The sequence below is a fragment of the Arsenicicoccus dermatophilus genome (genome assembly GCF_022568795.1).
GTDB lineage: Bacteria > Actinomycetota > Actinomycetes > Actinomycetales > Dermatophilaceae > Arsenicicoccus > Arsenicicoccus dermatophilus.
In genome coordinates, this window is sequence record NZ_JAKZHU010000001.1 from 1,702,396 (window position 1) to 1,727,345 (window position 24,950).

The following is a 24,950-nucleotide window of genomic DNA, read 5'->3' on the forward strand; positions in this document are numbered from 1 at the left end:
TGCCGCACCCCTCAGCCCAGGGTCCGCAGGCCACGCTCGAGACGCTCGCGCTGCGGGACGACGGTGTACTTCGGGTCCTCGGCCGAGGCGATGCCCGCCTCGAAGACCGCGAACCGGGTGCAGACGGAGCCGGCCGCGAGGGCGAGCCCGGCGGCGACCGAGACGGCCTTGCTGCGCCGGGCACCCAGCAGGGTCAGGGCCGCGCCGGTGAGCGTGAGGGCCTTGCTCGCGTCGTACCACCGGCGGGGTCGCCCCTGGTGGAGGGTCTCGGCGGACAGGCCCATCGAGTGCTCCATGAGCCGCGCCGAGCCGATCTCCCACAGGGCGCCGCCGACGGCGAGCCGCCGTGCGGGCCAGGTCTGCTCGTGCGGTGCCGCGATCATCGCCAGCCCCGCGGCGGAGGCACCCGCCGAGCCGGCGAAGACCATCGGCAGCTCCTTGTAGGCCGCGTGCCAGCCCGGGGTGGAGGTGTTGCCGAGGAGCACCGCGGTGTAGGCCGCCAGCGGCGGGGAGAAGAACGCCGCGGCCAGACCCGCCGGACGTCCCAGCCAGGTCACCAGGCGCCCGAGGGGCTGGATCGCCTCCGGGGAGTGCGGGGTCAGCACCTCGGCGAGCTCCGCCGCGGCCGCGAAGCCCGCGCAGGGTCCGTAGCCCGCGAGGATCCACGAGCCGACGCTCATCGGTGAGGTCAGCTTGACGACGCGCATCATGTTGAGGAAGCGCTCGGGGCGGCCGAGGTCGTGGATGAGCAGGTAGGTCGCGGCGCCGATGGACACCAGCGCGGTGATCCGGCCCTGGCGGCGCAGCCCCGGCAGGCCGGCCAGGTCGGCGCCGGCGGCGAGCAGCGAGGACCCGGCCGCCAGGCCGCCGACGAAGAGGTACTCCGGGATGTCGTGGCTCCACGGCGCCGGCTTGACGATCGGGCGGTCGTAGTAGGACGTGAACTGCGCGTCCCCGACCATCGTCTGCTCGCCACGGTCGCCGTTGCCCGCAAACCGGCGGAAGCCGAACAGCCCCGATCCGCCGCCTCGTCCGGCGCGCTCGCGGCGGTGCTTGCGGGGCCCGCGCGCCTCCTCGGGCCACAGGCCCTCGCGGCTCTCCTGCTGGGCGATGTTGGTCATCGACGGCCTCCGAGGAAGGACAGGGCGACCCCGACCAGCAGGGTCAGTCCGCCGACCCCGCCCTTGCGGAAGATGTCGGCGAGGTCGCGGGTGGTGACGACCGGGTCCGGCGGCAGGCCGTAGACCTCCGGCTCGTCGAGGAGCAGGAACATCGCGCCGGTGCCACCGACCCCGTCGTGCGGGTCGTCGCCGTACATCCGGGCCGAGGTGTAGCCCTGCTCGTGCAGCTGCGCCACGCGGGCCTTGCCCCGCTCGCGCAGCTCGGCGACGTCCCCGAACTGGATCGACTCGGTCGGGCAGGCCTTGGCGCACGCCGGGGTCTGGTCGGCCTTGAGCCGGTCGTAGCACAGCGTGCACTTCTGGGCGATCCCGGCGTTGGTGACGGTGCCCTTGTCACCCTCGCGACGCTCGATCACGCCGAAGGGGCAGCCGGCCACGCAGTAGCCGCACCCGTTGCACACGTCGTCCTGCACCACGACCGTGCCGAACTCGGTGCGGAACAGCGCGCCGGTCGGGCACACGTCCAGGCACCCGGCGTGGGTGCAGTGCTTGCACACGTCCGAGCTCATCAGCCACCGGAAGTCGGGCTGCACGGCCTCCGGAGCAGGCGCGTCCGCCGCCTGGGGCGCGTCGCCGGCGGTCGGGGCGTCCTGCGGCCGCAGGCCCGGCATGCCGAGGTCGACGGGCTGGCGGGACAGGACCGCGTCGTCCGCCCGGCCCGGCTGCTCGATGAACTTCACGTGCCGCCAGGTGCTGGCCCCGAGCGACCGGGAGTTGTCGAACGACGAGCCCAGCAGGGACAACCCGTCCTCCGGGACGCGGTTCCACTCCTTGCAGGCCACCTCGCAGGCCTTGCAGCCGATGCACACCGAGGTGTCCGTGAGGAAGCCCTTGCGCTCGGGGGCGTCCACCCACCCGGCGTCGGGCGCCGGGTCGAGCGGTCCGAAGAGGGAGTTGGGCATCAGGCATCATCCTTCGTGCCGTCGTCGCCGCCGGCCTCGCTCGCGCCCTCGACGTCGGCGCCTGCGTCGTCGCGCTCCTCGACGTCGACCTCGCGGTGCTGCTGGACGTCACCGGCGTCGGCGCCGGAGCGCAGGTCGTTGCCGGTCTCGGCGGTGACGCCCGCCCGGCGGCGGTAGTCCTCGACGAGGTCGGCGAGCCCGGGGCCGCGCGGCCGGCGACCCTCGCGGATGTCGCAGGCCCCGACCTTGGACTCCTGGATCAGGACGTTGGGGTCCAGGGCCACGCCCATCAGGTCGTTGACCGAGTCGCCGTCGACGACGGCTCCCCCGCCACCCTGGGCCCAGTGATAGGGCAGCCCGATCTGGTGGAAGACCTTGCCCTCCACCAGCAGCGGCTTCATCCGCTCGGTGACCAGGACCCGCGCCTCGATGGCCGACCGCGGCGACACGATGGTCGCCCAGCCGCCGTTGACCAGGCCGCGCTCGGCCGCGAGCTGCGGGGAGACCTCGCAGAACATCTCCGGCTGGAGCTCGGCGAGGTAGGGCAGCCAGCGGCTCATCCCGCCCGCCGTGTGGTGCTCGGTCAGGCGATAGGTCGTGAACACGAAGGGATAGACCTCGGGGTGCTCGCCCGCGTGGTCGTCCTCGGGCGGGTGGCCCTCGGACGGCGCGGTGAGGTTGTCCTCGCGCTCGTAGACCTTGCGGGTCGGGCTCGCCTGCTGGGTGTAGAAGGGATTGCGGACGCGCCCCTCCTGCGGCTCGTAGTGGCTGGGCAGCGGCCCGTCGAGCAGCCCCTTGGGAGCGAACAGCCAGCCCTTGCCGTCGGCCTGCATGATGAAGGGGTCGTCACCCGCGATCGCGTCGGGACCCGTCGCGCCCTCCGGGGGGCGGTATGACGGCGCGCGGTCGGCCGGGAAGTCCGGCACGTCGGGTCCGGCCCACCGGCCCGCCGACTCGTCCCACCACAGGTGCTTCTTGCGCTCCGACCAGGGCTTGCCGTCGGGATCGGCGGAGGCGCGGTTGTAGAGGATCCGCCGGTTGGCAGGCCAGCACCAGCCCCACTCCAAGGCGGTCTCGTCCTGCTCCTCCTTGGGCTTGCGGCGGGCGGCCTGGTTGACGCCGTCCTTGTAGACGCCGGTGTAGATCCAGCAGCCGCCGCTCGTGGAGCCGTCGGCCTTCATCTCGGTGAACAGCGACAGCGGCTGACCGGCCTTGTCGCCGGTCAGGTGGCGGCCGTTGATCTCCTGCAGCACGGCCTCCGCCTGGACGTCCCCGTGCTCGTCGAGCGGGTAGTCCCAGGTCAGGTCCAGCAGCGGCCGGTCGCGCTCGTCGGTGGAGCCCGCGAGCCGCGCCCGCAGCCGCACCCCCAGCTCGTGGAAGAAGTCGAGCTCGCTCTGGGCATCCCCCGGCGGCCGGACCGCCTGCTCGCGCCACTGCACCATGCGCTGGGTCTGGGTGAACGTGCCGGCCTTCTCCAGGTGCGAGGCGGCGGGCAGGAAGAACACCTCGGTGTCGATGTCCTCGGGCCGGCGCTCCCCCGTCTCGATCTCGGGCGAGTCCTTCCAGAAGGTCGCCGACTCGATGAGGCGCAGGTCGCGGACCACGAGCCACTTCAGGTGGGCGAGTCCGTCGCGCTGCAGCCTGCCGTGGGCCGAGGCGACGGCGGGGTTCTGGCCGAGGAGGAAGTAGCCCTCGACCTTGCCGTCGATCATGTCCATCGTCGTGCGGTAGGTCCCGTGGTCACCGGTCAGCCGCGGCAGGTAGTCGAAGGCCCAGTCGTTGTCCTTGGTGGCGGCGTCCCCCCACCAGGACTTGAGCAGGCTGACGGCATAGGTGTCCGCCTTGGTCCAGAAGCCCTTCTGGTCCGTGGTGGAGATGGTCCCGAGGTAGTCCTCGAAGGTGTCGTGGACCCCGGCCTTGGGCATCGGCAGGTAGCCCGGCAGCAGGTTGAACAGCGTCGGGATGTCGGTCGAGCCCTGGATCGAGGCGTGGCCGCGCAGCGCCATGACGCCGCCGCCCGGTCGTCCCACGTTGCCCAGCAGCAGCTGGATGATGCAGGCGGTGCGGATGTACTGCGCCCCCACCGAGTGCTGGGTCCAGCCGACCGCGTAGCAGAAGGCCGTGGTGCGCTCGCGACCGGAGTTGCTGGTCATCGCCTCGGCGACGTAGGCGAGGTCCTCGCGGGAGACCCCGCAGACCTCCTCCACCATCTCCGGGGTGTAGCGCGCGAAGTGCCGCTTGAGGACCTGCAGCACGCAGCGCGGGTCCTGCATCGAGTCGTCCCGGCGGACGCGGTGGGCGCCGGGCAGCGTCGGTCCGCCCGAGCCGTGCTCGTCCCCGGCGGCGCGCTCGTGCTTGGACGCGTGGGACTCCTCGTGGCCGTCGGTGCTGCCGTCGTCGTCCTGGTCCCCGTCCTGGTCCCCGCCGGGGCCCTCGCCCGCGTCGGCATACATCCAGGTCTCGGAGTTGTAGGTCGCCGTCTGCGGGTCGTAGCCGGAGAAGACGCCGTCCAGCTCGTCGACGTCCTGGAAGTCCTCGCGCAGGATCACCGGACCGTTGGTGTAGGCCCGGACGTACTCCTCGAAGTAGAGGTCGTTGGACAGGATGTGGTTGACGATCGCGCCGAGGAAGACGATGTCGCTGCCGGCGCGGATGCCCACGTGGCGGTGGGCGTGCGCCGAGGTGCGGCTGAAGCGTGGGTCGACGTGGATGACCTTGGCACCCCGGCGCTTGGCCTCCACGACGTACTGGAAGGCGACCGGGTGGGCCTCGGCCATGTTGGAACCCTGGATGACGATGCAGTCAGAGTTGGCGAGATCCTGCACGAAGTTCGTGGCACCGCCACGACCGAACGAGGCTCCCAGACTGGGAACCGTGGCGGAGTGTCAAATACGCGCCTGGTTCTCGATCTGGATGGCGCCCATCGCGGTGAAGAGCTTCTTGATGAGGTAGTTCTCCTCGTTGTCGAGGGCGGCCCCTCCGAGGCTCGCGATCCCCATCGTGCGGCGCAGCGGACGACCGTGCTCGTCGCGGTCCTGCCAGGTGCGCCGGCGGGTGTCCAGGACGCGGTCGACGATCAGGTCCATCGCGCGCTCGCGCTTCATCGGCTCCCACTCGGTGCCGCCGGGTCGGCGGTAGAGCACCTGGGTCTGCCGGTTGGGCGCGTTGACGAGCTGCTCGGTGGCCGATCCCTTGGGGCACAGCTTGCCCCGGGAGATCGGCGAGTCCGGGTTGCCCTCGACCTGGACGATCCTGCCGTCCTTGACGTAGGCCTTCTGCGCGCAACCGACCGCGCAGTAGGGACACACGCTGTGGGCCACCGAGTCGGCGGTGACGGTGCGGGGCTGCAGCGCGGCGGTCGTGGCGGACCGGGCGGCGCGCCCGCGTCCGAGCGGGTCGCCACCGGTCAGCTGACGCACGACCGGCCACGACAGGAACGTCTTCTTGGCGTCCATCGGTCCTCCTTCGACGCAGGTCACCCTACGCGACCGGACCCGGCCCCCGCCGACGGACCGGACCTGCTGCCGCGGCGCGTCGCTCACGCCCCCGTGGCGGCCGCGACGAAGGCGAAGGCCTGAGCCTCGAGGTCGGCCCTCGCCGACCCCGCCGACGCGAGGGCAACCAGGGCCGCGCCGTCCCCGCTCCAGGACCTCGTGATCTCCAGGCGCGACCCCGGGCCCACCGCCTCGACCCGGTAGGTCGTGGTCGTCGCCAGCCGGCCGCCGCGGCGCCAGGTGAAGGACGCACCGTCCTGCCACGCGGTGATCTCGTGCACGTCGGGGGCCTTGCCGTAGCGGATGACCTGCAGGTGCGCCCCGACCCCCTGGGCCTTGTCGACGGGGCGCACCGCCATGACCGTGGGCAGGACCGTGCCCCACTGGGCGAAGTCGCCGACCTTGGCCCAGAGCTGCGCGGTGGTGGCGGAGGACTCGCAGGACGCCGTGATGCTCACGAGGACGACGCTAGCGAGCCCGACGGATCCGCGGGTGACGGGGACCCCTCCGGCGCCGGGGACCGTGCGACCCGGGTCTGCGATGCTGGGCCACATGTCGCGTGGGAGCCGGATGTTCGTGGCCGTCATACCGCCGCCGGAGGTGCTGGCCGAGGTCGAGACCTTCCTCGAGCCCCGGCTGGACGCCGACCCGGACCTGCGCTGGGCGCGGCCCGAGCAGTGGCACCTGACGCTGGCCTTCCTGCCGTCGGTGGGCCCGGGGTCGCTCCAGCGCCTGGAGGAGCGGCTCGACGAGGTCGCCCTGACCACCGAGCCCTTCGACCTGACGCTGCGGGCGGGCGGGGCCTTCCCCGGGACCGCGGACGCCCGGGTGCTGTGGCTGGGCGTCGACGACCCGCTGGCCGGGCTGGCCCCCCTGGCCCGGCGCGTGCGGAATGCCGCCAACGCCGCCGGCACGCAGGTCGAGGGCGGCCCCTTCCAGGCGCACCTGACCCTGGCTCGGCTGGGCCGGGCCAAGGACGTGCGCCGGTGGCTGGAGGTCCTGGACACCTTCACCTCGGCGACGTGGACCGTGACCGAGGTGCAGCTCGTGGAGTCGCACCTGGGGCAGGGACCGGGCGGGCGACCGCGGCATGTCGAGCGCGGGAGCTTCCCGCTGTGGTGAGAGCGCCATCACCCTGGACCGGAGGGTTACCCATCAGTAACCTGAGCACGACCGTCCTCGCGTCCACCCACCCCCGCCTCCCAGGACCCCCATGACCCGCACCGCGTCCCGCCACCCCCTGCTCGCCGCCGCCCTGGCGCTCGCCACCATCGGCTGCCTGGGCCTCGCTCCCGCGGCCCGGGCCGAGCAGACGAGCCCCTACCAGCGAGGCCCGGCACCCACCGCGACCTCGGCCCGGGGCCAGGGCGCCTTCGCCGTGGACAAGGTGGTGGTCCCCGCCGCGGAGACGCCGGGATTCAAGGGCGGCGATCTCTACCTGCCCCAGGACCGCTCCCAGGGCGCCTTCGGCGGCGTGGTCCTGCTGCCGGGCTTCAACGGAACCCGGTCGACCCTCTCCTGGCTGGCGCCGCAGCTCGCCTCCCAGGGCTTCGTGGTCCTGCTGGCGGACACCCCCACCATCCTGGACGACGTGGCCAGGCGGGCCACGGTGTTCGACGCCACGCTGCGGTGGCTGCGCACCTCCCCCCGGGTCGAGGGTGCGCTCGACCGTGATCGGCTGGCGATCTGGGGCTGGTCGATGTCCGGGGGCGGGGCGCTGCGCGAGGCGCAGGATCACCCGGAGCTCAAGGCGCAGGTCGACGTCTTCCCGTGGGACACCGTCAAGGCCTTCCCCGGGACCCGGGTGCCCTCGCTGGTGCTGGCGGCCCAGCTGGACCTGACCGCGCCGAACGCCTGGCACTCCGTGCCGATGTACGACAGCCTCCCCCTGGGACCGGACAAGGCCTACGTGGAGCTGACCGGCGCCGGGCACCTGCGGCCCCTGCTCCCGGACCCGCGTCTCACCGAGCTGACCACGGCCTGGCTGAAGCTGTACGTCGACCAGGACCAGCGCTACCTGCCTGTCCTGTGCGGCCTCGCGAGGGACCGCGGTCGCTACTCACGGCACAGCACCGCACGCTGCCAGAGCTGACCACCACCCGTTCGGGCTGCTCGACGCCGGCCGCAGGCGACCTGCGCAGGCGGGCTCGGTAGGGTCCGTACCACCGTTCCTGCCGAGGAGTTCTCATGCGCCTGCGTCCCGCTCTGTTCCTGGCTCTCGTGCCTGCCCTGGCCGCGGGGGTGTCCGTCCCCGCGGCCGCGGCCGAGGATCCGGCGCCCGCCTGTCCGTGGGTCGGGTCCGACGCCCCCGCCGCCGAGCGCGCCGCGCAGCTCCTCGCCGCGATGACCTTGGACGACAAGCTGCAGATGGTCCACGGGTCCGCCGGCATCCTGCAGCCCTACGGCCCGACCTATGCCGGTCAGGTCAAGGCCAACCCCCGCCTGTGCATCCCCGCCCTGAGCCCCACCGACGGGCCGGCCGGGGTGGGCAACGGCAAGACCGGCGTCACCCAGCTGCCGGCCCCCATCGCCCTCGGCGCGACCTGGGACCGGGCCCTGGCCCGGCGGTACGGCGAGGTCATCGGCGCCGAGACCGTGGGCAAGGGCGCCAACTACGCCCTCGGGCCGGGCCTGGACATCGCCCGCGACCCCCGCGCCGGCCGCCACTTCGAGGACCTCGGCGAGGACCCCGACCTGATCGGGCAGCTCGCCCTCCAGGAGTCCCAGGGCATCCAGTCCCAGGGCTCGCTGTCCGTGGCCAAGCACCTGGCGGCATACACCCAGGAGACCGGTCGCAACACCGCCCAGGGCGACGCCAAGGTCGACGAGCGCACCCTCCAGGAGCTCTACCTCGCGCCCTACGAGCCGCTGGTGGCCGGCGGCGTGGACTCGGTCATGTGCTCCTACAACAAGGTCAACGGTGTTCACGCCTGCAACGACACCTACACGATGACGCAGGTCCTCAAGGGCCAGCTCGGCTTCCGCGGCTTCACCATCAGCGACTGGTTCGGGATGCACGCGTCCACGGCGTCGGCCAACGCCGGGCTCGACCTGCAGATGCCCGACACCTGCTACTACGACAAGCGACTGCGGGCGGCGATCAACGACAAGCTCGTGCCGCAGGCGCGGCTGGACGACATGGTCCGCCGGATCACCACGCAGATGTTCGAGCGGGGACTCTTCGACCGCAAGGTCACCGGCACGCCCGACACCCGGGTGACCAACGACAAGAACGCCAAGGTCGCCCAGGACGTGGCGGCCGCCGGCATGGTGCTGATGCGCAACACCGACGGCCTGCTGCCGCTGGACCCTGCCCGCACCCGCAGCATGGCCGTGATCGGCTCCGCCGCCGGCCGCAACACCCTCGGCTCCGGTGGCGGTTCGGCCCACGTGGTGGCGGACAAGGTGTCCACCCCCCTGGAGGCTCTCGCCGCCGAGGCCGCCCACAACGGCACGACCTTCTCGTCCTACACCGGAGCCATCCCGGCGGCCGCCGCCGACAAGGCCCGGGGCGCCGACGTGGCCGTGGTCGTGGTCAGCAAGCTCGTGTCCGAGTCCAAGGACGAGGGCGACCTGCTGCTCTCCGCCACCGACCGGGCGATCCTGGACGCGGTCACCAAGGCCAACCCCAACACCGTCGTCGTCGTCAACACCGGTGCGCCCGTGGACCTCTCACCGGCCGCCACGGCGCGGGCCGTCCTTGCCGCGTGGTACCCCGGCCAGTCCTACGGCGTGACCCTGGCCGACGTGCTCTACGGCCGCACCAACCCCTCCGGCCGCCTGCCCGTCACCTGGCCCGCGTCGCAGGACCAGCTGCCGGCCGCCGCCCGGGACCGCTTCCCCGGCGGCGAGCACTCCGAGGGCCTGGCCGTCGGGTACCGGTGGTACGCCCAGGAGAAGAAGACGCCGCTCGGCGCCTTCGGGTCGGGCCTGTCCTACACCACCTTCGACTACTCCGGACTCAAGGTCGGGGCCGAGACCGCCGACGGGTCCTTCCCGGTGACCGTGACGGTCCGCAACACCGGCTCCCGGGCCGGATCCGTCGTCCCGCAGGTGTATGTCGACCAGCCGGCGGGCGCCCCGGCGACCCCGCGAGCCCTCAAGGACTTCGCCAAGGTCGCGCTGGCTCCCGGCGAGTCGCGCCAGGTGACGATGACCCTGACCACCCGCGACCTGTCCCACTGGGACGTGGCGCAGCACCGCTGGGTGCGGTCCGCCGGAAGCTACCCGGTCCACGTCGGCGACAGCGCCGTGGACCTGCGCCTGCACGGGGCCGCGAAGGTCGATGCCACCACGACCACCTCCCCCGCCACCCCGGCGGCCCCCAAGGGCACCCCGGAGGGCAACGAGACGGCCGGCGAGTCGCTCAAGGACACCTTCGTCTGCGGCAACGGCGGGTTCATGGCGGGTGGCGTGGGGCTCGCGTCCTACTTCGGGCTCGCCCCGCAGCCGCAGGCCGTGGTCGCGCCGACCGACGACGTCCGCTGACGACCCCGCCGGCCCGCGCGGGGTTCCTGCGCCGCATCGCACGCGCGGTCCGGCCGGCGCGGCCGGTCTCGTCCGCCACCGCGCGGTCGGCATCCTGGCCCGGTCCTCTCCCACCGTGGGAGGAGACCGGGCCAGGACCCGTCCTCCCCCGACCACCTGATCGCTGCCCCTCGACGGCAGGTGCGCCTGCGCCCGTCCCCGCGGTCACGACCTGTGATGGACTGTCCGGCATGACGACTCCCTGGCAGCCTCTCGTCGACCGTGTGCTGACCACGCTGCGCCACCTCCTGGGTGAGGACCTGGTGGCGGTGTGGGTGCACGGGTCGGCGGCCCAGGGCGCGTTCGTCCTCGGGCGCAGCGACCTCGACGTCCTGGTCGTCGTCCCCGACCACGCCGAGGCGGACTGGGGCGAGGTCGGTCGCGCCATCGCCGCGGCGGCGACGGACCGGGGCCGGGAGTCGATCCCCTTGGAGCTCAGCATCATCCGCCGGTCGCTGGCCGAGACCCCGCGCGAGCCCTGGTCGTTCGCGGTGCACGTGGCGACCCAGCCCGGGCAGCAACGAGACTCGCGCGTCGTGCTGGACGACGGACGCGGCGACATCGACCTCCTGCTGCACCTCGCCGTCACCCGCCAGCACGGGGTCACGCTGCTCGGCCCTTCCCCCGACGCCCTCGTCGGGGAGGTCGACCGTGACGCCGTGGTGGCCCAGCTCGTCGAGGAGCTGCAGTGGGCCGTCGACGAGGCGGACGAGTGCTGTGCGGTGCTGAATGCCTGCCGCGCCTGGCGATTCGCCGAGACCAGGGAGCTGGTGAGCAAGGTCGAGGGCGGGGAGTGGGCGCGGACCCGGCTGCCGGACCACGCCGCCGTCATCGAGCGGTGCCTGGCCCGGCGGGGCGGGGTCGAGCGGGGCGGCAGCGAGCGGGGCGAACCGGCCACCATGGCGGGGCGGGCGCTGGTGGCCGAGGTGCTCGACGAGCTGACCTGGGGCTGACCGGCAGGGCTGCGGGTGGGCCCGTCTCGTGTCCCCGCACCTGGCTGCGGCCCGGCCACGGACGGGCACGCCGCACGCAAGTCCCTCGGCCTGCACCGAGACGGACCACCGCCGCCGAGACCGGGCCGTCGCCGCCGCGGACCCGTCACCGCTCGTCGCTCGAGAACGACCGGTGACGGGCTCGCTCTCGTGCCCCGTGGGCGCTGCGAGCGCGGCAAGGGAGCGCCGGGCGGGCACGCAGGAGGACGGCGCGGACGGGCGGGCCCCTGCAGGGAGCCCGCCCGGCGCGGCGGGGTCAGCGGGCGGCCGAGCCCTCGACGTAGTCCGCGGTGCCGTCGTCCTTGATCCAGCTCATCAGCGACCGCAGCTCGCGGCCGGTGCGCTCGATCGGGTGCTGGGCGCCGCGCTCGCGCAGCGCGGTGAACTCCGGCGCCCCCTTGTCCTGGTCGTCGATGAAGCGCTTGGCGAAGGTGCCGTCCTGGATGTCCTTGAGCACGGCCCGCATGTTCTCCTTGACCTCCGGGGAGATCACGCGCGGCCCGGACACGTAGTCGCCGAACTCCGCGGTGTCCGAGATCGACCAGCGCTGCTTGGCGATGCCGCCCTCGACCATGAGGTCGACGATCAGCTTGAGCTCGTGCAGGCACTCGAAGTACGCCACCTCGGGCTGGTAGCCGGCCTCGGTGAGCACCTCGAAGCCGTACATCACGAGCTGCGACGCGCCGCCGCACAGGACGGCCTGCTCGCCGAAGAGGTCGGTCTCGGTCTCCTCGGTGAAGGTCGTCCTGATCCCGCCCGCGCGCAGCCCCCCGATGGCCTTGGCGTAGGACTTCGCGAGCTCCCAGGCCGAGCCGGAGGCGTCCTGCTCGACGGCGACGATCACGGGGACGCCGCGGCCGTTGGTGTACTCGCGGCGCACCAGGTGGCCGGGGCCCTTGGGCGCGACCATGATCACGTCGGAGCCGGCCTCGGGGGTGATGTAGCCGTAGCGGATGGTGAAGCCGTGGCCGAAGACCAGGGCCGCGCCGTCGCGCAGGTGCGGCTTGATCTGCTCGGCATACACCGTGCGCTGGACCTGGTCGGGGGTGAGGACGACGACCACGTCGGCCTCGGCGACGGCCTCGGCGACGGTGAGCACCCGCAGCCCCTCGGCCTCGGCCTTGGCGCGCGAGCGGGAGCCCTCGGCCAGGCCGATGCGCACGTCGACGCCGGAGTCGCGCAGGTTGAGGGCGTGGGCGTGACCCTGGGAGCCGTAGCCGATGACGGCGACGCGGCGCCCCTGGATCACGGACAGGTCGGCGTCGTCGTCGTAGAACATCTCAGCCATGGGGCTGGTCTCCTTCGCTGGGTGGGGCCTCGGGGGAGGCGGTGGGTCAGGTCCGAGGACGATTGTCCCGTCGGTGGCGGTCCGGGGCCGCGGACACGCGGGCGGTATGCCGGCGCCTCAGCGTCCGGAGCGGTCGGTGATGCTGCGCGAACCCCGCCCGATGGCGACGAGTCCGGACTGGACCAGCTCCTTGACGCCGAAGGGTTCGAGCAGGCCGAGGAGGGCCTCGAGCTTGAGGACGTTGCCGGTCGCCTCGATCACCATGGTGTCCGGGCCGACGTCGACGACCTTGGCGCGGAACATCTCCACGACCTGCATGACCTGGCCGCGGTGGCCGGCGTCGGCGCGCACCTTGACCAGGATGATGTGCCGCTGGACCGACTGGTCGGGCTGCAGCTCGACGACCTTGAGCACCTCGACGAGCTTGTTGAGCTGCTTGGTGACCTGCTCGAGCGGGAGCATGTCGACGTCGACGCGGATCGTCATGCGGGAGATCTCGGGGTGCTCGGTCTCGCCGACCGCGAGCGCCTCGATGTTGTAGCCGCGGCGGGAGAACAGCGCGGCGATCCGGGTGAGGACGCCGGGCTTGTTCTCGACCAGGACGGACAGGGTGTGCTTGCTCATTCGTCATCACTCCACTGCGGGGCCAGGCCCTTGGCGATCTGGATCTGGTCGTTGCCGACGCCGGCGGGGACCATGGGCCACACCATGGCGTCGCGGCTCACCACGAAGTCGACGACGACGGGCCGGTCGTGGATCGCCATGGCCGCCTCGATGGTCTCGTCGATGCGGGCGGGATCCTCGCAGCGCAGCCCGGCGCAGCCGTAGGCCTCGGCGAGCTTGACGAAGTCGGGGATGCGCACCTGGTCGTGGCTGGTGTGCAGGTCGGTGTTGGAGTAGCGCTCGTCGTAGAACAGCGTCTGCCACTGGCGGACCATGCCGAGCGAGGAGTTGTTGATGACGGCGACCTTGATCGGGAGGTCGTTGATCAGGCAGGTCGCGAGCTCCTGGTTGGTCATCTGGAAGCAGCCGTCGCCGTCGATGGCCCACACGGTGCGGGCGGGGTCGCCGGCCTTGGCGCCCATGGCGGCCGGCACGGCGAAGCCCATGGTCCCGGCGCCGCCGGAGTTGATCCACTGGCGGGGGCGCTCGTAGCCGATGAACTGGGAGGCCCACATCTGGTGCTGCCCGACGCCGGAGCAGTAGATCGCCTCCGGGCCGACGAGGGCGCCGAGACGCTCGATGACCCGCTGGGGGGCGATGGTGGTGTCGTCCTCGTGGACGTAGCCGACGGGGTAGGTCTCCTGCCAGCCCTGCGCGGTCGCGACCCAGGCGGCGTGGTCCCCCACGTCGGGGGCGCCGGTGTCGCCGGTGCTCTGCAGCTCGGTGAGCAGGTCGGTGATGACCTCCTTGCAGTCGCCGACGATGGGGACGTCGGCCAGGCGGTTCTTGCCGATCTCGGCGGGGTCGATGTCGGCATGGATGACTGCGGCGCCGGGGGCGAAGGTGGACAGCTGCCCGGTGACCCGGTCGTCGAAGCGGGCGCCGAGGGTGATGAGCAGGTCGGCCTTCTGCAGCGCGGTGACCGCGGCGACGGAGCCGTGCATGCCGGGCATGCCCAGGTGCAGGGGGTGGCTGTCGGGGAAGGCGCCACGTGCCATGAGCGTGGTGACCACGGGGATGCTGGTGAGGTCGACCAGGCGGCGCAGCTCCTCGTGGGCCTCGGCGCGGATGACCCCGCCGCCGACGTACAGCACCGGGCGCTCGCTCCGGCGGATCAGGCGGGCGGCCTCGCGGATCTGCTTGTGGTGCGGGTGGGTCACCGGGTGGTAGCCGGGCAGCTCGAAGGTCGGGGGCCAGGAGAAGGTGGTCCGAGCCTGGAGGGCGTCCTTGGTGATGTCGACCAGGACGGGTCCGGGGCGGCCGGTGCTCGCGATGTGGAAGGCCTCGGCGACGGACTGCGGGATCCGGGCGGGGTCGGTCACCAGGTAGTTGTGCTTGGTGATCGGCATGGTGATCCCGCGGATGTCGGCCTCCTGGAAGGCATCCGTGCCGATCATCCCCGAGCCGACCTGCCCGGTGATCGCCACGATCGGCACCGAGTCCATGTGGGCGTCCATGATCGCGGTGACCAGGTTGGTCGCGCCGGGGCCGCTGGTCGCCAGGCACACCCCGACCTTGCCGGTGGCCACCGCGTAGCCCTGGGCGGCGTGGCCGGCGCCCTGCTCGTGCCGCACCAGCACGTGGCGCACCGTGGCCGAGTCGAGGAGCGGGTCGTAGGCCGGGAGGATCGCTCCGCCGGGGATGCCGAAGACCGTGTCGACGTCGAGGGCCTCGAGCGCGAGGACGAGCGCCTGGGCGCCGGTGACCTCGACGGGGTGGCGCTGCCGCAGCGACGCGGCGAGACTCGACGGGCTGGGCGCGGGCGACGCGCCCGGGCGGGTGGGCGAAGCGGACGACGAGGTGTCGGTCACGGTCGTTCACCTCTTTCGGCTCGGTCTGGATCGTGGCTGCACGGCGTCGGGTGACGCCGACACGAAAAAACCCCTGCCCCGGGGAGGGGACGCAGGGGTGGCGCTCGGTCGACGGCCGCAGCGGTGCGGGTCGGCTGAGCGCTCAGGGAAGTACGAGGAGGGTGGCCACGGGACAACAGTCCCCCGGACCCCTCCTCCCGTCAAAGGGCGGGCGGCGTCGTCTCGACATACGGTCACGGAAGGGAAGGTCGCCCGCACGCGCTGTGACCTGCACCGCACCGACCGCACGGTCGTGGCGCGCCTTGGGAGACTGGGCGCGAACCCCAGGAGGACCCATGGCCACCCAGACCCGCCGCACCGCCCTCGAGCTCGTCGACCTCGTCCTGGACGACGGCACCTTCAGCCGCTGGGACGTCGAGCCCGTGCCCGTCCCCCTGACCGAGGAGTATGCCGAGGAGCTGCGGGCCGCCCGCGAGCGGACCGGGCTGGACGAGTCGGTCGTCACCGGCGAGGGCCTGCTGCGCGGGCGCCGGGTCGCCGTGGTGGTGTGCGAGTTCGGCTTCCTGGGTGGGTCGATCGGCGTGGCGGCCGCCGAGCGCCTGGTGCTCGCCATCGAGCGGGCGACGCGGGAGCGGCTGCCGCTGCTGGCCGCCCCGGTCTCGGGCGGCACCCGCATGCAGGAGGGCACCACGGCCTTCCTGCAGATGGTCAAGATCACCGCGGCCGTCATGGCGCACAAGGCCGCCCACCTGCCCTACCTCGTCTACCTGCGACACCCCACGACCGGCGGGGTGCTCGCGTCGTGGGGCTCCCTCGGCCACATCACCGTGGCCGAGCCCGGCTCCCTCGTGGGCTTCCTCGGGCCGCGGGTCTACGAGGCGCTGCACGGCGAGCGCTTCCCCGAGGGTGTGCAGCTCGCCGAGAACCTCCACGACAAGGGCATCGTCGACGCGGTGCTCGCCCCCGAGGACCTCGCGGACATCGCCGACCGGACGCTGACGGTGATGCTCGCCGAGACCGAGGGCCTGCCCGAGCAGCACCCCCAGCCGCAGCCGGAGCTGCCGGACCTGCCGGCCTGGGACTCGATCACCCTGTCCCGCAAGCGGGACCGCCCCGGGCTGCGGCGGCTGCTGAAGTACGCCGCCTCGGACGTGGTGCCCCTCAACGGCACCGGCGCGGGCGAGTCCGACCCGGGGCTGCAGCTGGCGCTCGCGACCTTCGGCGGGGCGCCGTGCGTGGTCCTCGGCCAGTGCCGGCGCGGCCAGACCGAGTCCCAGCAGCTCGGGCCGGGCGCGCTGCGCGAGGCTCGCCGGGGGATGCGGTTGTCCAGCGAGCTGCACCTGCCGCTCGTCACCGTCATCGACACCCGCGGTGCCGCGCTGTCCAAGGAGGCCGAGGAGGGGGGTCTCGCCGGCGAGATCGCCCGCTGCCTGGCCGACCTGGTGACCCTGCCCTCCCCCACGGTGTCCGTGCTGCTCGGCGAGGGCACCGGCGGGATCGCCCTGGCCCTCGTGCCGGCCGACCGGGTGCTGGCCGCCCAGCACGCCTGGCTGTCGCCGTTGCCGCCGGAGGGCGCGAGCGCCATCGTGCACCGCGACACCAGCCGGGCCCCGCAGATGGCGCAGGCCCAGGGGGTCCGCTCCCGGGACCTGCTGGCCGCGGGCATCGTGGACCGGGTGGTGCCGGAGGACCCGGAGGCCGCGGAGGCGCCGGTGGCCTTCTGCCGGGCCATGGGCGAGGCGCTGCGGGAGGAGATCCTGGCGGTGCTGGCGCTGGACGAGCAGGAGCGCCGGCGGCGGCGCCTCGACCGCTACCGGTCCCTGGGACTGTGAGTCGTCTCCGGGCCGGGCCGCACCCGGGTCAGCCCCGCGGCACCGCGACCGCCACCAGGTCGGCGGTCGCCGCGCCGACCTCGAGCCACTCGCGGTCGGCCTCCAGCACGCAGATCGTCGACGTCGGGAAGCCCTGGTCGAGCGCCTCGGCCACCTCGACCGGGCTGTCCGACGAGGCCAGGGTGCTGGCGAGCATGGGCATCCCCGGCGCGTGGCCGAGGATCAGGACGGTGGTCGCCTCGTCGGGCAGGTGGGTGACCTCGGCGAGCAGGTGGTCCAGCGACGCCTCGTAGATCGTCTCCGTGGCCCGCACCTCCCGCGCGGACGCGCCGCCCTCGACGGCCGCCTCCCAGGTCTGCCGGGTGCGCACCGCGTCGGAGAGCACCACCAGGTCGATCTCCCCGACCTGCTGGGCCAGCCACTCCCCCGCGGCCCGCGAGTGCGCGAGTCCCTCCTCGGTGAGCGGCCGCTCGTGGTCGGGGCCGCCGGTGGCCGCCTCGGAGTGACGCATCAGGACCAGGGTGCGCGTGGGGGTCGTCATACGGCCATCTTCACCCATCGGCGAGCTCGCGGGGCGAGCGTCCGGGGGGCTGCGTCGGAGTGCCGAGCAGCGGTGCCGCCTCCTGCAGCGCGACGACGAGCGGCTCCCCGGGGCTCGCCACGTGCCGCTCGCCGTAGACCACGACGGCGAGCTGGGGCAGCCCGGTCACCTCGATCCGCACCTCGGCGCCGACGGTGACCCGCACCGAGCCCGCCCGCCACCGGAAGCCGAAGGAGTAGGCATCGATCCCCTCCGGCAGCCGCGGGGACAGCCGGGGGTCCTCGGCGTCCTCGCGCAGCCCGCCCAGCCCGGCCGTCAGCGCCAGCCAGGCTCCCGCGAGCGACGCCAGGTGCAGCCCCAGCTCGGTGTTGCCCTGGCGGTCCTGCAGGTCCACGAGCGCTGCCTCGCGCAGGTAGTCCCGGCCGAGGCCGACGTGCCCGGCCTGCACGCAGACGACGGCCTGGATGGCGGCCGACAGGGAGGAGTCGCGCACCGTGCGGCGCTCGTAGTAGTCCAGGTCCCGGGCCACCTGCTCGTCCGTGAACGAGTCCCCGCACCACCACAGCGCGTGCACCAGGTCGGCCTGCTTGATCACCTGACGGCGATAGATCTCCATGTATGGCGCATGCTCCTGCACCGGGTAGCGATCCCCCCACCCCTCGAAGTCCCACTCCTCGTAGCACGTGAAGCTCGCGCAGGCCGGGTGGACGCCGAGCTCCTCGTCGTAGGGCACGTGGGCGGCGTCGGCCGCCCGCAGCCAGCGCGCGGTCTCCTCGGGGGTGACCCCGAGCTCCTGGGCCACCTCGGGGTGCCGCGCGCAGGCCTGCGCCGCGGCCCGCAGGTTGCGCGCCGCCATGAGCAGGGTGAAGACGTTGTCGTCGACGACGGCGGTGTACTCGTCCGGGCCGGTGAGGCCGAACAGGTGCCAGGCCCCGCGTCGGTCGTGGTGGCCGAGGGAGACCCACAGCCGGGCCGTCTCGACGAGGACCACGAGCCCGTGCACCCGTTCGAACTCGTCCTCGCCGCGGACATGGCGGAACAGGTCCATGGCCCGGGCGACGTCGGCGTTGACGTGCATGGCCGCGGTGCTCGCCGGCCAGTAGCCCGACGCCTCGTGCCCGTCGATGGTCCGCCACGGGAAGGCCGCACCCTGCAGCCCCAGCTCGCGGGCCAGGCGCCGCGCCTCGTCCAGGGTCGACGCCCGCCACAGCAGCAGCTCGCGGGCCGCGTCCGGCGCCAGCATGGTCAGGGTGGGGATGACGAAACCCTCGATGTCCCAGAAGGTGTGGCCGCTGTAGCCCCCGCCGGTCAGACCCTTGGCGCCGACGGGCGCGTCCTGGATCCGGGCGGCGCTCTGGTAGGTCTGGAAGATCGCGTAGCGCAGCGCCTGCTCCAGGGCGGGGTCCCCCGCCACGTCGACGCGGGCCACCTGCCAGAAGTCGTCCAGGTGGGCGCGGTTCGCCTCGTGCAGCCCCGCCCAGCCCAGGGCCCGGGCCGCGGCCAGGTGGGCCCGCACGTGGTCGGCGAGGACCGAGTCCCGGGCGGTCCCCGAGCGCACGTAGGCCAGCAGCTTGACCACGACGAGCCGCTCTCCCGGCTCCAGGGTGGTCACGACCGTGGCCCGCACCTCGTCGGCGGTGACCTCCACCTGCGGGGTCACGGGCTCCTCGCGGCCGTCGGCCCGCACCAGCGTGACCCGGTGGTCGATCCCCGAGCCGACGACCACCCCGCTGTGGCGGGTGGCGTGCACCAGCACCCCGCCGCCCCGGCTCGGATCCTGCCGCCGGTCGTCGTAGGGCCGGCCCAGGGCGGCGTCGACCTGGGGGTCGGGATTCTCGACGACAGGGTCGCTGTCGTTAGCGACCAGGTCGGACTCGAGCACCAGGCTGACCGGCCCCTCCTCGCAGCGCACCTCGTAGCGCAGCGCCGCGACCGACCGCTCCACCAAGGATGCCAGCCGGGCCGTCGACACCCGCAGGCGCGCGCCCCCGGGAGCCGTCCAGTCCAGGTCGCGGGCGAGCACCCCGTCACGCAGGTCCAGGCACCGCCGGTGGGCGTGCACCTGCCCGGCGCGCACGTCGAGGGGCGCGTCGTCCACGAGCAGCCGCACCCGGAGCCCGTCCGGGACGTTGACCAGGGCCTGACCGATCTCCGGGTCGCCGTAGCCCCGCTCCGGATAGCTCATCGGGAAGGTCTCGTGCACCCCCGCCAGGAAGACCCCGGGCTCGGCGGCCGGGTCCCCCTCCTCGAGGTTGCCCCGCAGCCCGATCAGGCCGTTGGACACCGCCAGCAGGGCCTCGGTCAGGCCGAGCCGGTCCAGGTCCACGGCTTCCTCGACGAGGGTCCAGGGTGCGACGACGAAGGGCGATGCGGTCATGGTCAGCTCCCGGCTGGTGCGGCGGCGGTATGGCGCGAGGACGTGCGCCATACCCTCTCAGGACCGCACGCCTCGCGGCGGTCTGCCACCCCGACCCCGCCCGAGGAGTCGCGGGACCGGCCACCCGTTCGGCGCCCCGGGCCAGGGGACGGGGGTCAGAGCACCAGGTCGGGCTTGATCCGCGACGGCGTCCAGACCCGGGCCCGGCGCGCCGCGTAGGTCGAGGCGACCAGCGCCACCGCCAGGTAGCCGGCGAGCACCGCGACGTCCAGGGCGACGAAGGCCATCCGCCCGCCGTACATCAGGTGCCGCAGGCCGTCGATGGCATAGCTCATCGGCAGCACCCGGTGCAGCGCCTGCAGGGGGTCCGGGAGGGTCTGCCACGGGAAGGTGCCCCCGCCGGAGACCAGCTGGACGACCAGCAGGACCAGGCCGAGGAACTTGCCGACCGCGCCGAACCGCGAGGCGAGGGCGTGCAGGATCGCGGCGTAGGTGAGGGACACGAAGGCCATGAAGGCCATCGCCGCGACGGGGTGGTCGACGTGGTAGTCCAGGCCCTTGAGCACGAGCCAGTAGGCCAGGAAGCTCTGCCCGGCCGCGAGCAGCGCCGGCGACATCCAGCCGCTGAGGGCCACCCGCCAGGCGGGCTGCTGGGCGGCGAGGGCCCGCGAGGAGAGCGCCTTGACCAGCAGGAAGAGCACGTAGGCGCCGATCCACAGGGCCAAGCTGACGAAGAACGGCGCGAGCCCCGCGCCGTAGCTGTCGGCCTTGGCGGCGTTGGTGGCGTGCACCGTGACCGGGTTGCCGACGGTCTGGGCCGCGGCGGTCCGCTGCTCGGTGGTGAAGGCCGGGACCTGGCCGGCCCCCTTGGCCATCTCGTCGTGCAGCCGGCGGGCGCCGTCCCGGGCCTGGGCCGCCCCGTCACGCAGCTTGGCCGTGCCCGTGACGAGCTGGACGGCGCCGTCCACGGCCTGCTGCTCCTTGGTGGCCAGGGTGTGGCTGCCGGAGGCGAGCTGGGCCACCCCGCCGTCGAGCTGCGCGGCGCCGGCCGTCAGCTTCGTGCTCCCGGTGTGCGCCTGGACGATCCCGTCGTGCAGCTGGGCGCTGCCCGCGGCGAGCTTGTCGGCCCCGGCCGCCACCTGCGACGCACCGCCGGCGGCCTTGGTCGCACCGGCGCCCAGCCGGGTCGCGCCCGACGCGAGCTGCGCGGTGCCGGACTGGAGCTCGCCCAGCTTGTCGGCGAGGGTCGCGCTCCCGGCCACGAGCTTGTCGGCGCCGTCCGCCACCTGCTGGGAGCCGCTCGCCAGCTTCCCGAGCGAGCTGGCGGCCCCCGTCACCTTGGCCGAGGCCCCGTCGAGCTGCGCGTCCAGCGAGGCGAGCTGCTCCCGTGCGGTGGCCACCTGGACGGCGAGGTCCTGCTGGACCCGCACGAGCAGGTCGGCCTGCTGCGGGTTGGTGGGCCGGACGTCGGCGGCCAGCGCCCCCAGCTGGTCGATCCGCTGCTGCAGCCGGGTGAGCCGGGCCTCGATGGCCGCCCGCTGCCGGCTGCGCGTCGCGTCGATCTGGACCGCGGCGTCGGCGGCCAGCCGGCCCGCCGCGTCGATCTTGGCGTTGCCGTCGGCCACCTGGTGGGCGCCGGAGGCCAGGGCGGAGGCACCGGCGTTGAGCTTCTGGGCCCCGGCCCGCAGCTTGCCGGCGCCGGAGGACGCCGCCGTGGCGCCGGTCGCGAGCTGCTGGGCTCCCGACGCGAGCTGGGTGTTGCCGTCCGCCACCTGGTGCGCGCCGGACGCGAGCTGAGCGGTCTGGCCCGGCAGCGCCGCCGTCCTCGCGTCCATGGTCGCCAGCCCGCCGTCGAGCTGCTGGGCGCCCGCGGCGAGGCGGGTGCTGCCGGTGTGGGCCTGGTCGGCGCCGGCCGCGAGCTTCGTGGCGCCGGCCTGCAGCTGGGTGGTGCCGTCGCGCAGCCGGGTCACGCCGCTCACCAGCTCGGCGGTCCCCGAGGCCAGCCGGCCGTTGCCGTCGGCGAGCGTGGTGGCGCCGGAGACCGCCTGCTGCATCTTGGTGTGGATGGTGGCGAAGCCGTCGAGCATCTGCGCCGAGGCGCTGCTCGCGACCTGCTGGGCGACCGAGCGGGTGACCTCCCCGACCACGGTGTTGGAGATGGTGCGGGCGAGGTAGCCGTTGGTGTCGTTGGTGTACTGCTCCAGCGTCGCCCGCCGCGGGTGGGTGGTCCCGGCGCTCGCCAGGTCCGCGGAGAAGGTCTTGGGCACGATGAGCGCGAAGTCGAAGCGCTCCTCGTCGACCCCCTTGGTCGCCTCCTGCCGGGACACCCGGTGCCAGTCGAAGGTGTGCCGGTCCACGAGGGTCCGGGTCACCTGGTCCCCGACCTGCAGCCGCTTGCCGTCGGCGAGCGTGGTCCCCTGGTCCTCGTCGACGACGGCGACGGGGAGGCTCTTGAGGTTGGCGTAGGGGTCCTTGTTGGCGTAGAGGTACAGCCCGGCATACAGCGAGGGGATGAGCAGCATCGCGGTGAGGGCGAGGCGCAGGAGCCGCCCCGAGGTGAGCCGTCGCAGCTCGGCAAGGGCCAGTCGGTGGGCCCTCACGACACGACCCCGACCTCGTAGGGCGAGTGGGCGCCCAGCAGGCGCAGGCTCGCGTGGGTGGCCAGGACGACGACGATCAGCCCCCGGTCGGCCAGCTCGCGGGCGGTGGTCATCCAGGTGTGCGGGTCCCCGCCCCATCGGTCGGGGCTGGTGAGCACCACGGCGGTGACGTCCGCACGGCGGGAGGCGATGTCGGCGAGCCAGCGCACGTGCTCGGCCGGGTCGAGGGCCTCCCAGCGCTGCGAGCCGCGACCGGCCGCGTCCCGCTCGGCCAGGAAGTCGTGGATGTCCTGGCGGCGTGACGGCAGACCGGCGAGGGCGAGCTCCTCTCCCACGACCACCTCCACGGGCAGGGCCGGCTCGGGCTCGGTGATGCCGGGGACGTCGACGAGGCAGACCCGCCGGCGGCGCAGCGCCGGGTCGGGGTCGGCGTTGCAGGTGATCTGTCCCCCGTCGAGGGCGACCCGGCCACCGAGGGCCAGGGCCAGGGTGGTGAGGGCCGGGCCGGGATCCCCCGCGACCAGCCCGATCTCGCCCTTGCGGGCCTCGAGGGAGGTGGGCAGCAGGAGCGGACCGTGGGGTCCGTCCACCCGCGCTGCGTGCGCGACGAGTGCCATGCGCGTGTCTCCTTGGTGACCGGGGCCGGTCGTGGGTGCGGTAGGCCGCTCGCCCCGTTGCGCGCGGTGGGGAGGTGACCTCCCGGCTTTCGATGCACCACCGTACGCAGATACATCTCCGTATCCAAAACTCGCGAGTAGTCTGGAGCCATGGCCATGCCCCACCCTGAGACACCGCGATCCGCCCGTCGCGAGGCCACCCGGCGACGCCTGCTGGCCGCCGCCTCGGAGGCCTTCGCCGAGCGCGGGCTGCACGGCACGACGGTCGAGGACGTCTGCGAGCGAGCAGGATTCACGCGGGGCGCGTTCTACTCCAACTTCACCTCGCGGGACGACCTGGTGATCGCGCTGGTCGAGGAGCGCAGCACCGCGCTGCGCGAGCGGGTCACCGAGCTGACCCGGCGCGCCGGCCTGACGCCCAGCGAGCTGCTCCACGAGGTGCTCACCACCTGGACCGAGCAGCCCGGCGAGCGCGAGCAGTGGCTGCTGCTGCAGACCGAGCTGATGCTGCACGCGATCCGCGAGCCCGCGGCCGGCGCGGCCTGGCGCGAGGTCGTGACCCACAACCTGCGCGAGATCGCGGCCATCCTCGAGGCCTACCTCGGCCACCAGGGGGTCCGGCTGCCCATCGACAGCCTGGGCCTGGCCCGGCTGCTCTACGCGACCTTCCAGGGCGGGGCGCTGCAGCACCTCCTCGACCCCGGGCACGTGGCCCCCGACGACCTGTCCGACAGCCTGGTCACCCTCCTGGAGAGCGCGCTGGTCACCCGGCCGGGCACGGTGGCCGAGCCGAGCTGATCAGGCCCGCAGGTCGGCATACTCCGGGTGCTTGTCCAGCCAGGACGCGACGAAGGAGCAGGCCGGCTCGACCCGCAGCCCGCGCTCGCGGACGTCGTCGAGCATGCCCCTGACGAGAGCACTGCCCAGGCCCATGCCGCCGAAGGCCGGGTCGACCTCCGTGTGCGGCACCACCAGCACCTCGCCGTCGAGGTGGGCGTCGGCGAAACCCGCGAGCTCACCGTCGTGGCGCACCTCGTAGCGGTGCAGGTGGTCGTTGCGCGTGACGATGGGGTCCTCAGCCATGACGTGAGTCTGCCACTGGGGCGGCACGCACGCTCAGCGAGCGAGCTGCACCACGTTGTCGAACGGTTCGCCCGCCCGCAGGTGCTCCGCCTGGGCCCGGACCAGCCGGGCCGCCCGGGCCCAGAAGCCCTCCGCGAGACCACCCACGTGCGGCGCCACCAGCACCCCCGGCGTCGACCACAGCGGGTGCCCGTCGGGCAGCGGCTCCGGGTCCACGACGTCCAGCGCCGCACGGATCCTGCCCGCGCGGGTGGCCTCGAGCAGGGCCTCGGTGTCGACGACCTTGCCGCGAGCGACGTTGACCAGCAGAGCGTCCTGCGGCATCCGGGCCAGCATGGCGGCGTCCATCAGCCGGTCCGTCCGCGGGGTGTGCGGCACGACGAGGACGACCACGTCGTGGTCCGGCAGCAGCAGCGGCAGCTCGTCGATGCCGTGGACCTCGGCGACCAGGTCGTCCCCCGCGCGCGGGCGGCTGGCGACCACCGTGACCGCGCACTCGAAGGGCAGCAGCCGACGCACGATCGCCCGCCCGATGTCGCCATACCCCACGACGAGCACCCGCCGGTCCGCCAGGCCCGGGGTGAAGTGCTTGTCCTGCCAACGCTGCTCGCGATGCCCCTGGACGAACCACGGCACCTCCCGCTGCATCGCCAGGGTCAGCGCCAGCGCCAGCTCGGCGGTGGCGGCGGCATGCACGCCGCGGGCGTTGAGCAGCTGCACCCCCGGCGGGACGAAGGGGATCGCGTGCTCGTAGCCCGCTGACAGCAGCTGGAAGGCCCGCAGCCGCGGCAGGTCAGCCAGGTGCTCGAAGCCCTCGGTGCTCAGCCGGTAGGGCGCGACGACGAGCTCCACCTCGTCCGCGCGCGGGCACGGCCCCGCGAGGTCCCAGGTCACGAGCTCGACGCCCGGCACCTGCCCCACGCGCTCGATCCACTCCCGGTCGGCGACGGTCATCACAGCCATGGGGTCAGCGTATGGCGATGTCCGCGAACCGGACCCGTGCGTCCACGAGGGCGCTAGGTTGTGGTCGACCCAGCACCAT

General features: G+C 73.5%; 19 protein-coding genes. 6 read left to right on the forward strand and 13 right to left on the reverse strand.

Annotated elements, in window-relative coordinates:
- Nucleotides 1-11: 11 nt before the first annotated feature.
- From nrfD to MM438_RS07980, 4 genes are all read right to left on the reverse strand, one after another.
- Complete coding sequence (gene nrfD / locus MM438_RS07965; RefSeq protein WP_241451955.1) at nucleotides 12-1,121, reverse strand: NrfD/PsrC family molybdoenzyme membrane anchor subunit; 1,110 nt, start codon at nucleotides 1,119-1,121, stop codon at nucleotides 12-14.
- Nucleotides 1,118-2,083, reverse strand: a complete 966-nt coding sequence (locus MM438_RS07970; RefSeq protein ID WP_241451956.1) for a 4Fe-4S dicluster domain-containing protein — start codon at nucleotides 2,081-2,083, stop codon at nucleotides 1,118-1,120. Before MM438_RS07970 ends, nrfD begins: the two co-directional genes overlap by 4 nt.
- Nucleotides 2,083-5,538 (reverse strand): formate dehydrogenase, encoded by a 3,456-nt coding sequence (fdh, locus tag MM438_RS07975; protein WP_241451957.1) that lies wholly within the window; start codon nucleotides 5,536-5,538, stop codon nucleotides 2,083-2,085. The genes MM438_RS07970 and fdh overlap by 1 nt, the downstream gene beginning before the upstream one ends.
- An 83-nt stretch (nucleotides 5,539-5,621) precedes the next feature.
- The gene (locus MM438_RS07980; protein ID WP_241451958.1) at nucleotides 5,622-6,035 is read right to left on the reverse strand and encodes an SRPBCC family protein; all 414 of its coding nucleotides are present in this window, start codon (nucleotides 6,033-6,035) and stop codon (nucleotides 5,622-5,624) included.
- Nucleotides 6,036-6,129: 94 nt separating this feature from the next.
- Between MM438_RS07980 and thpR the strand changes: the two genes are divergently transcribed.
- The 4 genes from thpR to MM438_RS08000 all read left to right on the forward strand — a co-directional run bounded on the left by thpR (nucleotide 6,130) and on the right by MM438_RS08000 (nucleotide 11,057).
- Complete coding sequence (gene thpR, locus MM438_RS07985) at nucleotides 6,130-6,699, forward strand: RNA 2',3'-cyclic phosphodiesterase (protein WP_241451959.1); 570 nt, start codon at nucleotides 6,130-6,132, stop codon at nucleotides 6,697-6,699.
- Between the two features lie 91 nt (nucleotides 6,700-6,790).
- On the forward strand, nucleotides 6,791-7,669 hold the full coding sequence (locus MM438_RS07990) for a poly(ethylene terephthalate) hydrolase family protein (RefSeq protein ID WP_241451960.1): 879 nt from the start codon (nucleotides 6,791-6,793) through the stop codon (nucleotides 7,667-7,669).
- Nucleotides 7,670-7,764: 95 nt separating this feature from the next.
- Entirely contained in the window at nucleotides 7,765-10,065 is a 2,301-nt protein-coding gene (locus MM438_RS07995; RefSeq protein ID WP_241451961.1) for a beta-glucosidase, read from the forward strand.
- A gap of 230 nt (nucleotides 10,066-10,295) precedes the next feature.
- On the forward strand, nucleotides 10,296-11,057 hold the full coding sequence (locus MM438_RS08000; protein ID WP_241451962.1) for an aminoglycoside adenylyltransferase domain-containing protein: 762 nt from the start codon (nucleotides 10,296-10,298) through the stop codon (nucleotides 11,055-11,057).
- 295 nt (nucleotides 11,058-11,352) lie between these two features.
- On the opposite strand, the gene ilvC is transcribed toward MM438_RS08000, so the two are convergent.
- From ilvC to MM438_RS08015, 3 genes are all read right to left on the reverse strand, one after another.
- A complete protein-coding gene (ilvC, locus tag MM438_RS08005; protein WP_241451963.1) occupies nucleotides 11,353-12,384 on the reverse strand; it encodes a ketol-acid reductoisomerase in 1,032 nt (343 codons plus the stop codon).
- Between the two features lie 117 nt (nucleotides 12,385-12,501).
- Nucleotides 12,502-13,008 carry an acetolactate synthase small subunit gene (gene ilvN / locus MM438_RS08010; RefSeq protein WP_241451964.1) on the reverse strand — a complete coding sequence of 169 codons (507 nt, stop codon included), beginning with the start codon at nucleotides 13,006-13,008 and terminating at the stop codon, nucleotides 12,502-12,504.
- The gene (locus MM438_RS08015) at nucleotides 13,005-14,858 is read right to left on the reverse strand and encodes an acetolactate synthase large subunit (RefSeq protein ID WP_407568121.1); all 1,854 of its coding nucleotides are present in this window, start codon (nucleotides 14,856-14,858) and stop codon (nucleotides 13,005-13,007) included. Before MM438_RS08015 ends, ilvN begins: the two co-directional genes overlap by 4 nt.
- A gap of 335 nt (nucleotides 14,859-15,193) precedes the next feature.
- Between MM438_RS08015 and MM438_RS08020 the strand changes: the two genes are divergently transcribed.
- Nucleotides 15,194-16,690, forward strand: a complete 1,497-nt coding sequence (locus MM438_RS08020) for an acetyl-CoA carboxylase carboxyltransferase subunit alpha/beta (RefSeq protein WP_241451965.1) — start codon at nucleotides 15,194-15,196, stop codon at nucleotides 16,688-16,690.
- A gap of 28 nt (nucleotides 16,691-16,718) precedes the next feature.
- On the opposite strand, the gene MM438_RS08025 is transcribed toward MM438_RS08020, so the two are convergent.
- The 4 genes from MM438_RS08025 to MM438_RS08040 form a co-directional block, all read right to left on the reverse strand.
- Complete coding sequence (locus tag MM438_RS08025; RefSeq protein WP_241451966.1) at nucleotides 16,719-17,231, reverse strand: SixA phosphatase family protein; 513 nt, start codon at nucleotides 17,229-17,231, stop codon at nucleotides 16,719-16,721.
- Between the two features lie 10 nt (nucleotides 17,232-17,241).
- Nucleotides 17,242-19,659 carry a glycoside hydrolase family 65 protein gene (locus MM438_RS08030; RefSeq protein ID WP_241451967.1) on the reverse strand — a complete coding sequence of 806 codons (2,418 nt, stop codon included), beginning with the start codon at nucleotides 19,657-19,659 and terminating at the stop codon, nucleotides 17,242-17,244.
- A 104-nt stretch (nucleotides 19,660-19,763) separates the two neighbouring features.
- Nucleotides 19,764-22,208, reverse strand: a complete 2,445-nt coding sequence (locus MM438_RS08035) for a YhgE/Pip family protein (RefSeq protein ID WP_241451968.1) — start codon at nucleotides 22,206-22,208, stop codon at nucleotides 19,764-19,766.
- The gene (locus MM438_RS08040; protein ID WP_241451969.1) at nucleotides 22,205-22,825 is read right to left on the reverse strand and encodes a recombinase family protein; all 621 of its coding nucleotides are present in this window, start codon (nucleotides 22,823-22,825) and stop codon (nucleotides 22,205-22,207) included. The genes MM438_RS08035 and MM438_RS08040 overlap by 4 nt, the downstream gene beginning before the upstream one ends.
- Nucleotides 22,826-22,975: 150 nt before the next feature.
- On the opposite strand from MM438_RS08040, the gene MM438_RS08045 reads away from it, so the two are divergent.
- The gene (locus MM438_RS08045; RefSeq protein WP_241451970.1) at nucleotides 22,976-23,623 is read left to right on the forward strand and encodes a TetR/AcrR family transcriptional regulator; all 648 of its coding nucleotides are present in this window, start codon (nucleotides 22,976-22,978) and stop codon (nucleotides 23,621-23,623) included.
- Here the strand turns inward: MM438_RS08045 and MM438_RS08050 are convergent, their stop codons facing one another.
- Together MM438_RS08050 and MM438_RS08055 are read right to left on the reverse strand one after the other, a co-directional pair.
- The gene (locus MM438_RS08050) at nucleotides 23,624-23,935 is read right to left on the reverse strand and encodes a GNAT family N-acetyltransferase (RefSeq protein WP_338155529.1); all 312 of its coding nucleotides are present in this window, start codon (nucleotides 23,933-23,935) and stop codon (nucleotides 23,624-23,626) included.
- 6 nt (nucleotides 23,936-23,941) lie between these two features.
- Nucleotides 23,942-24,871, reverse strand: coding sequence for a 2-hydroxyacid dehydrogenase (locus tag MM438_RS08055; RefSeq protein WP_241451972.1), 930 nt, complete (start codon nucleotides 24,869-24,871; stop codon nucleotides 23,942-23,944).
- Nucleotides 24,872-24,950: the final 79 nt, after the last annotated feature.

Coding starts and splice junctions, on each gene's coding strand:
- MM438_RS07970 (WP_241451956.1), bottom strand. CDS start 2,083: ATGCCCAACTCCCTCTTCGGACCGCTCGACCCGGCGCCCGACGCCGGG.
- MM438_RS08030 (WP_241451967.1), bottom strand. CDS start 19,659: ATGGCGCACGTCCTCGCGCCATACCGCCGCCGCACCAGCCGGGAGCTG.
- MM438_RS08055 (WP_241451972.1), bottom strand. CDS start 24,871: ATGGCTGTGATGACCGTCGCCGACCGGGAGTGGATCGAGCGCGTGGGG.
- MM438_RS08020 (WP_241451965.1), top strand. CDS start 15,194: ATGGCCACCCAGACCCGCCGCACCGCCCTCGAGCTCGTCGACCTCGTC.
- thpR (WP_241451959.1), top strand. CDS start 6,130: ATGTCGCGTGGGAGCCGGATGTTCGTGGCCGTCATACCGCCGCCGGAG.
- MM438_RS08000 (WP_241451962.1), top strand. CDS start 10,296: ATGACGACTCCCTGGCAGCCTCTCGTCGACCGTGTGCTGACCACGCTG.
- MM438_RS07995 (WP_241451961.1), top strand. CDS start 7,765: ATGCGCCTGCGTCCCGCTCTGTTCCTGGCTCTCGTGCCTGCCCTGGCC.
- ilvC (WP_241451963.1), bottom strand. CDS start 12,384: ATGGCTGAGATGTTCTACGACGACGACGCCGACCTGTCCGTGATCCAG.
- MM438_RS08025 (WP_241451966.1), bottom strand. CDS start 17,231: ATGACGACCCCCACGCGCACCCTGGTCCTGATGCGTCACTCCGAGGCG.
- MM438_RS07990 (WP_241451960.1), top strand. CDS start 6,791: ATGACCCGCACCGCGTCCCGCCACCCCCTGCTCGCCGCCGCCCTGGCG.
- ilvN (WP_241451964.1), bottom strand. CDS start 13,008: ATGAGCAAGCACACCCTGTCCGTCCTGGTCGAGAACAAGCCCGGCGTC.
- MM438_RS08040 (WP_241451969.1), bottom strand. CDS start 22,825: ATGGCACTCGTCGCGCACGCAGCGCGGGTGGACGGACCCCACGGTCCG.
- MM438_RS08045 (WP_241451970.1), top strand. CDS start 22,976: ATGGCCATGCCCCACCCTGAGACACCGCGATCCGCCCGTCGCGAGGCC.
- nrfD (WP_241451955.1), bottom strand. CDS start 1,121: ATGACCAACATCGCCCAGCAGGAGAGCCGCGAGGGCCTGTGGCCCGAG.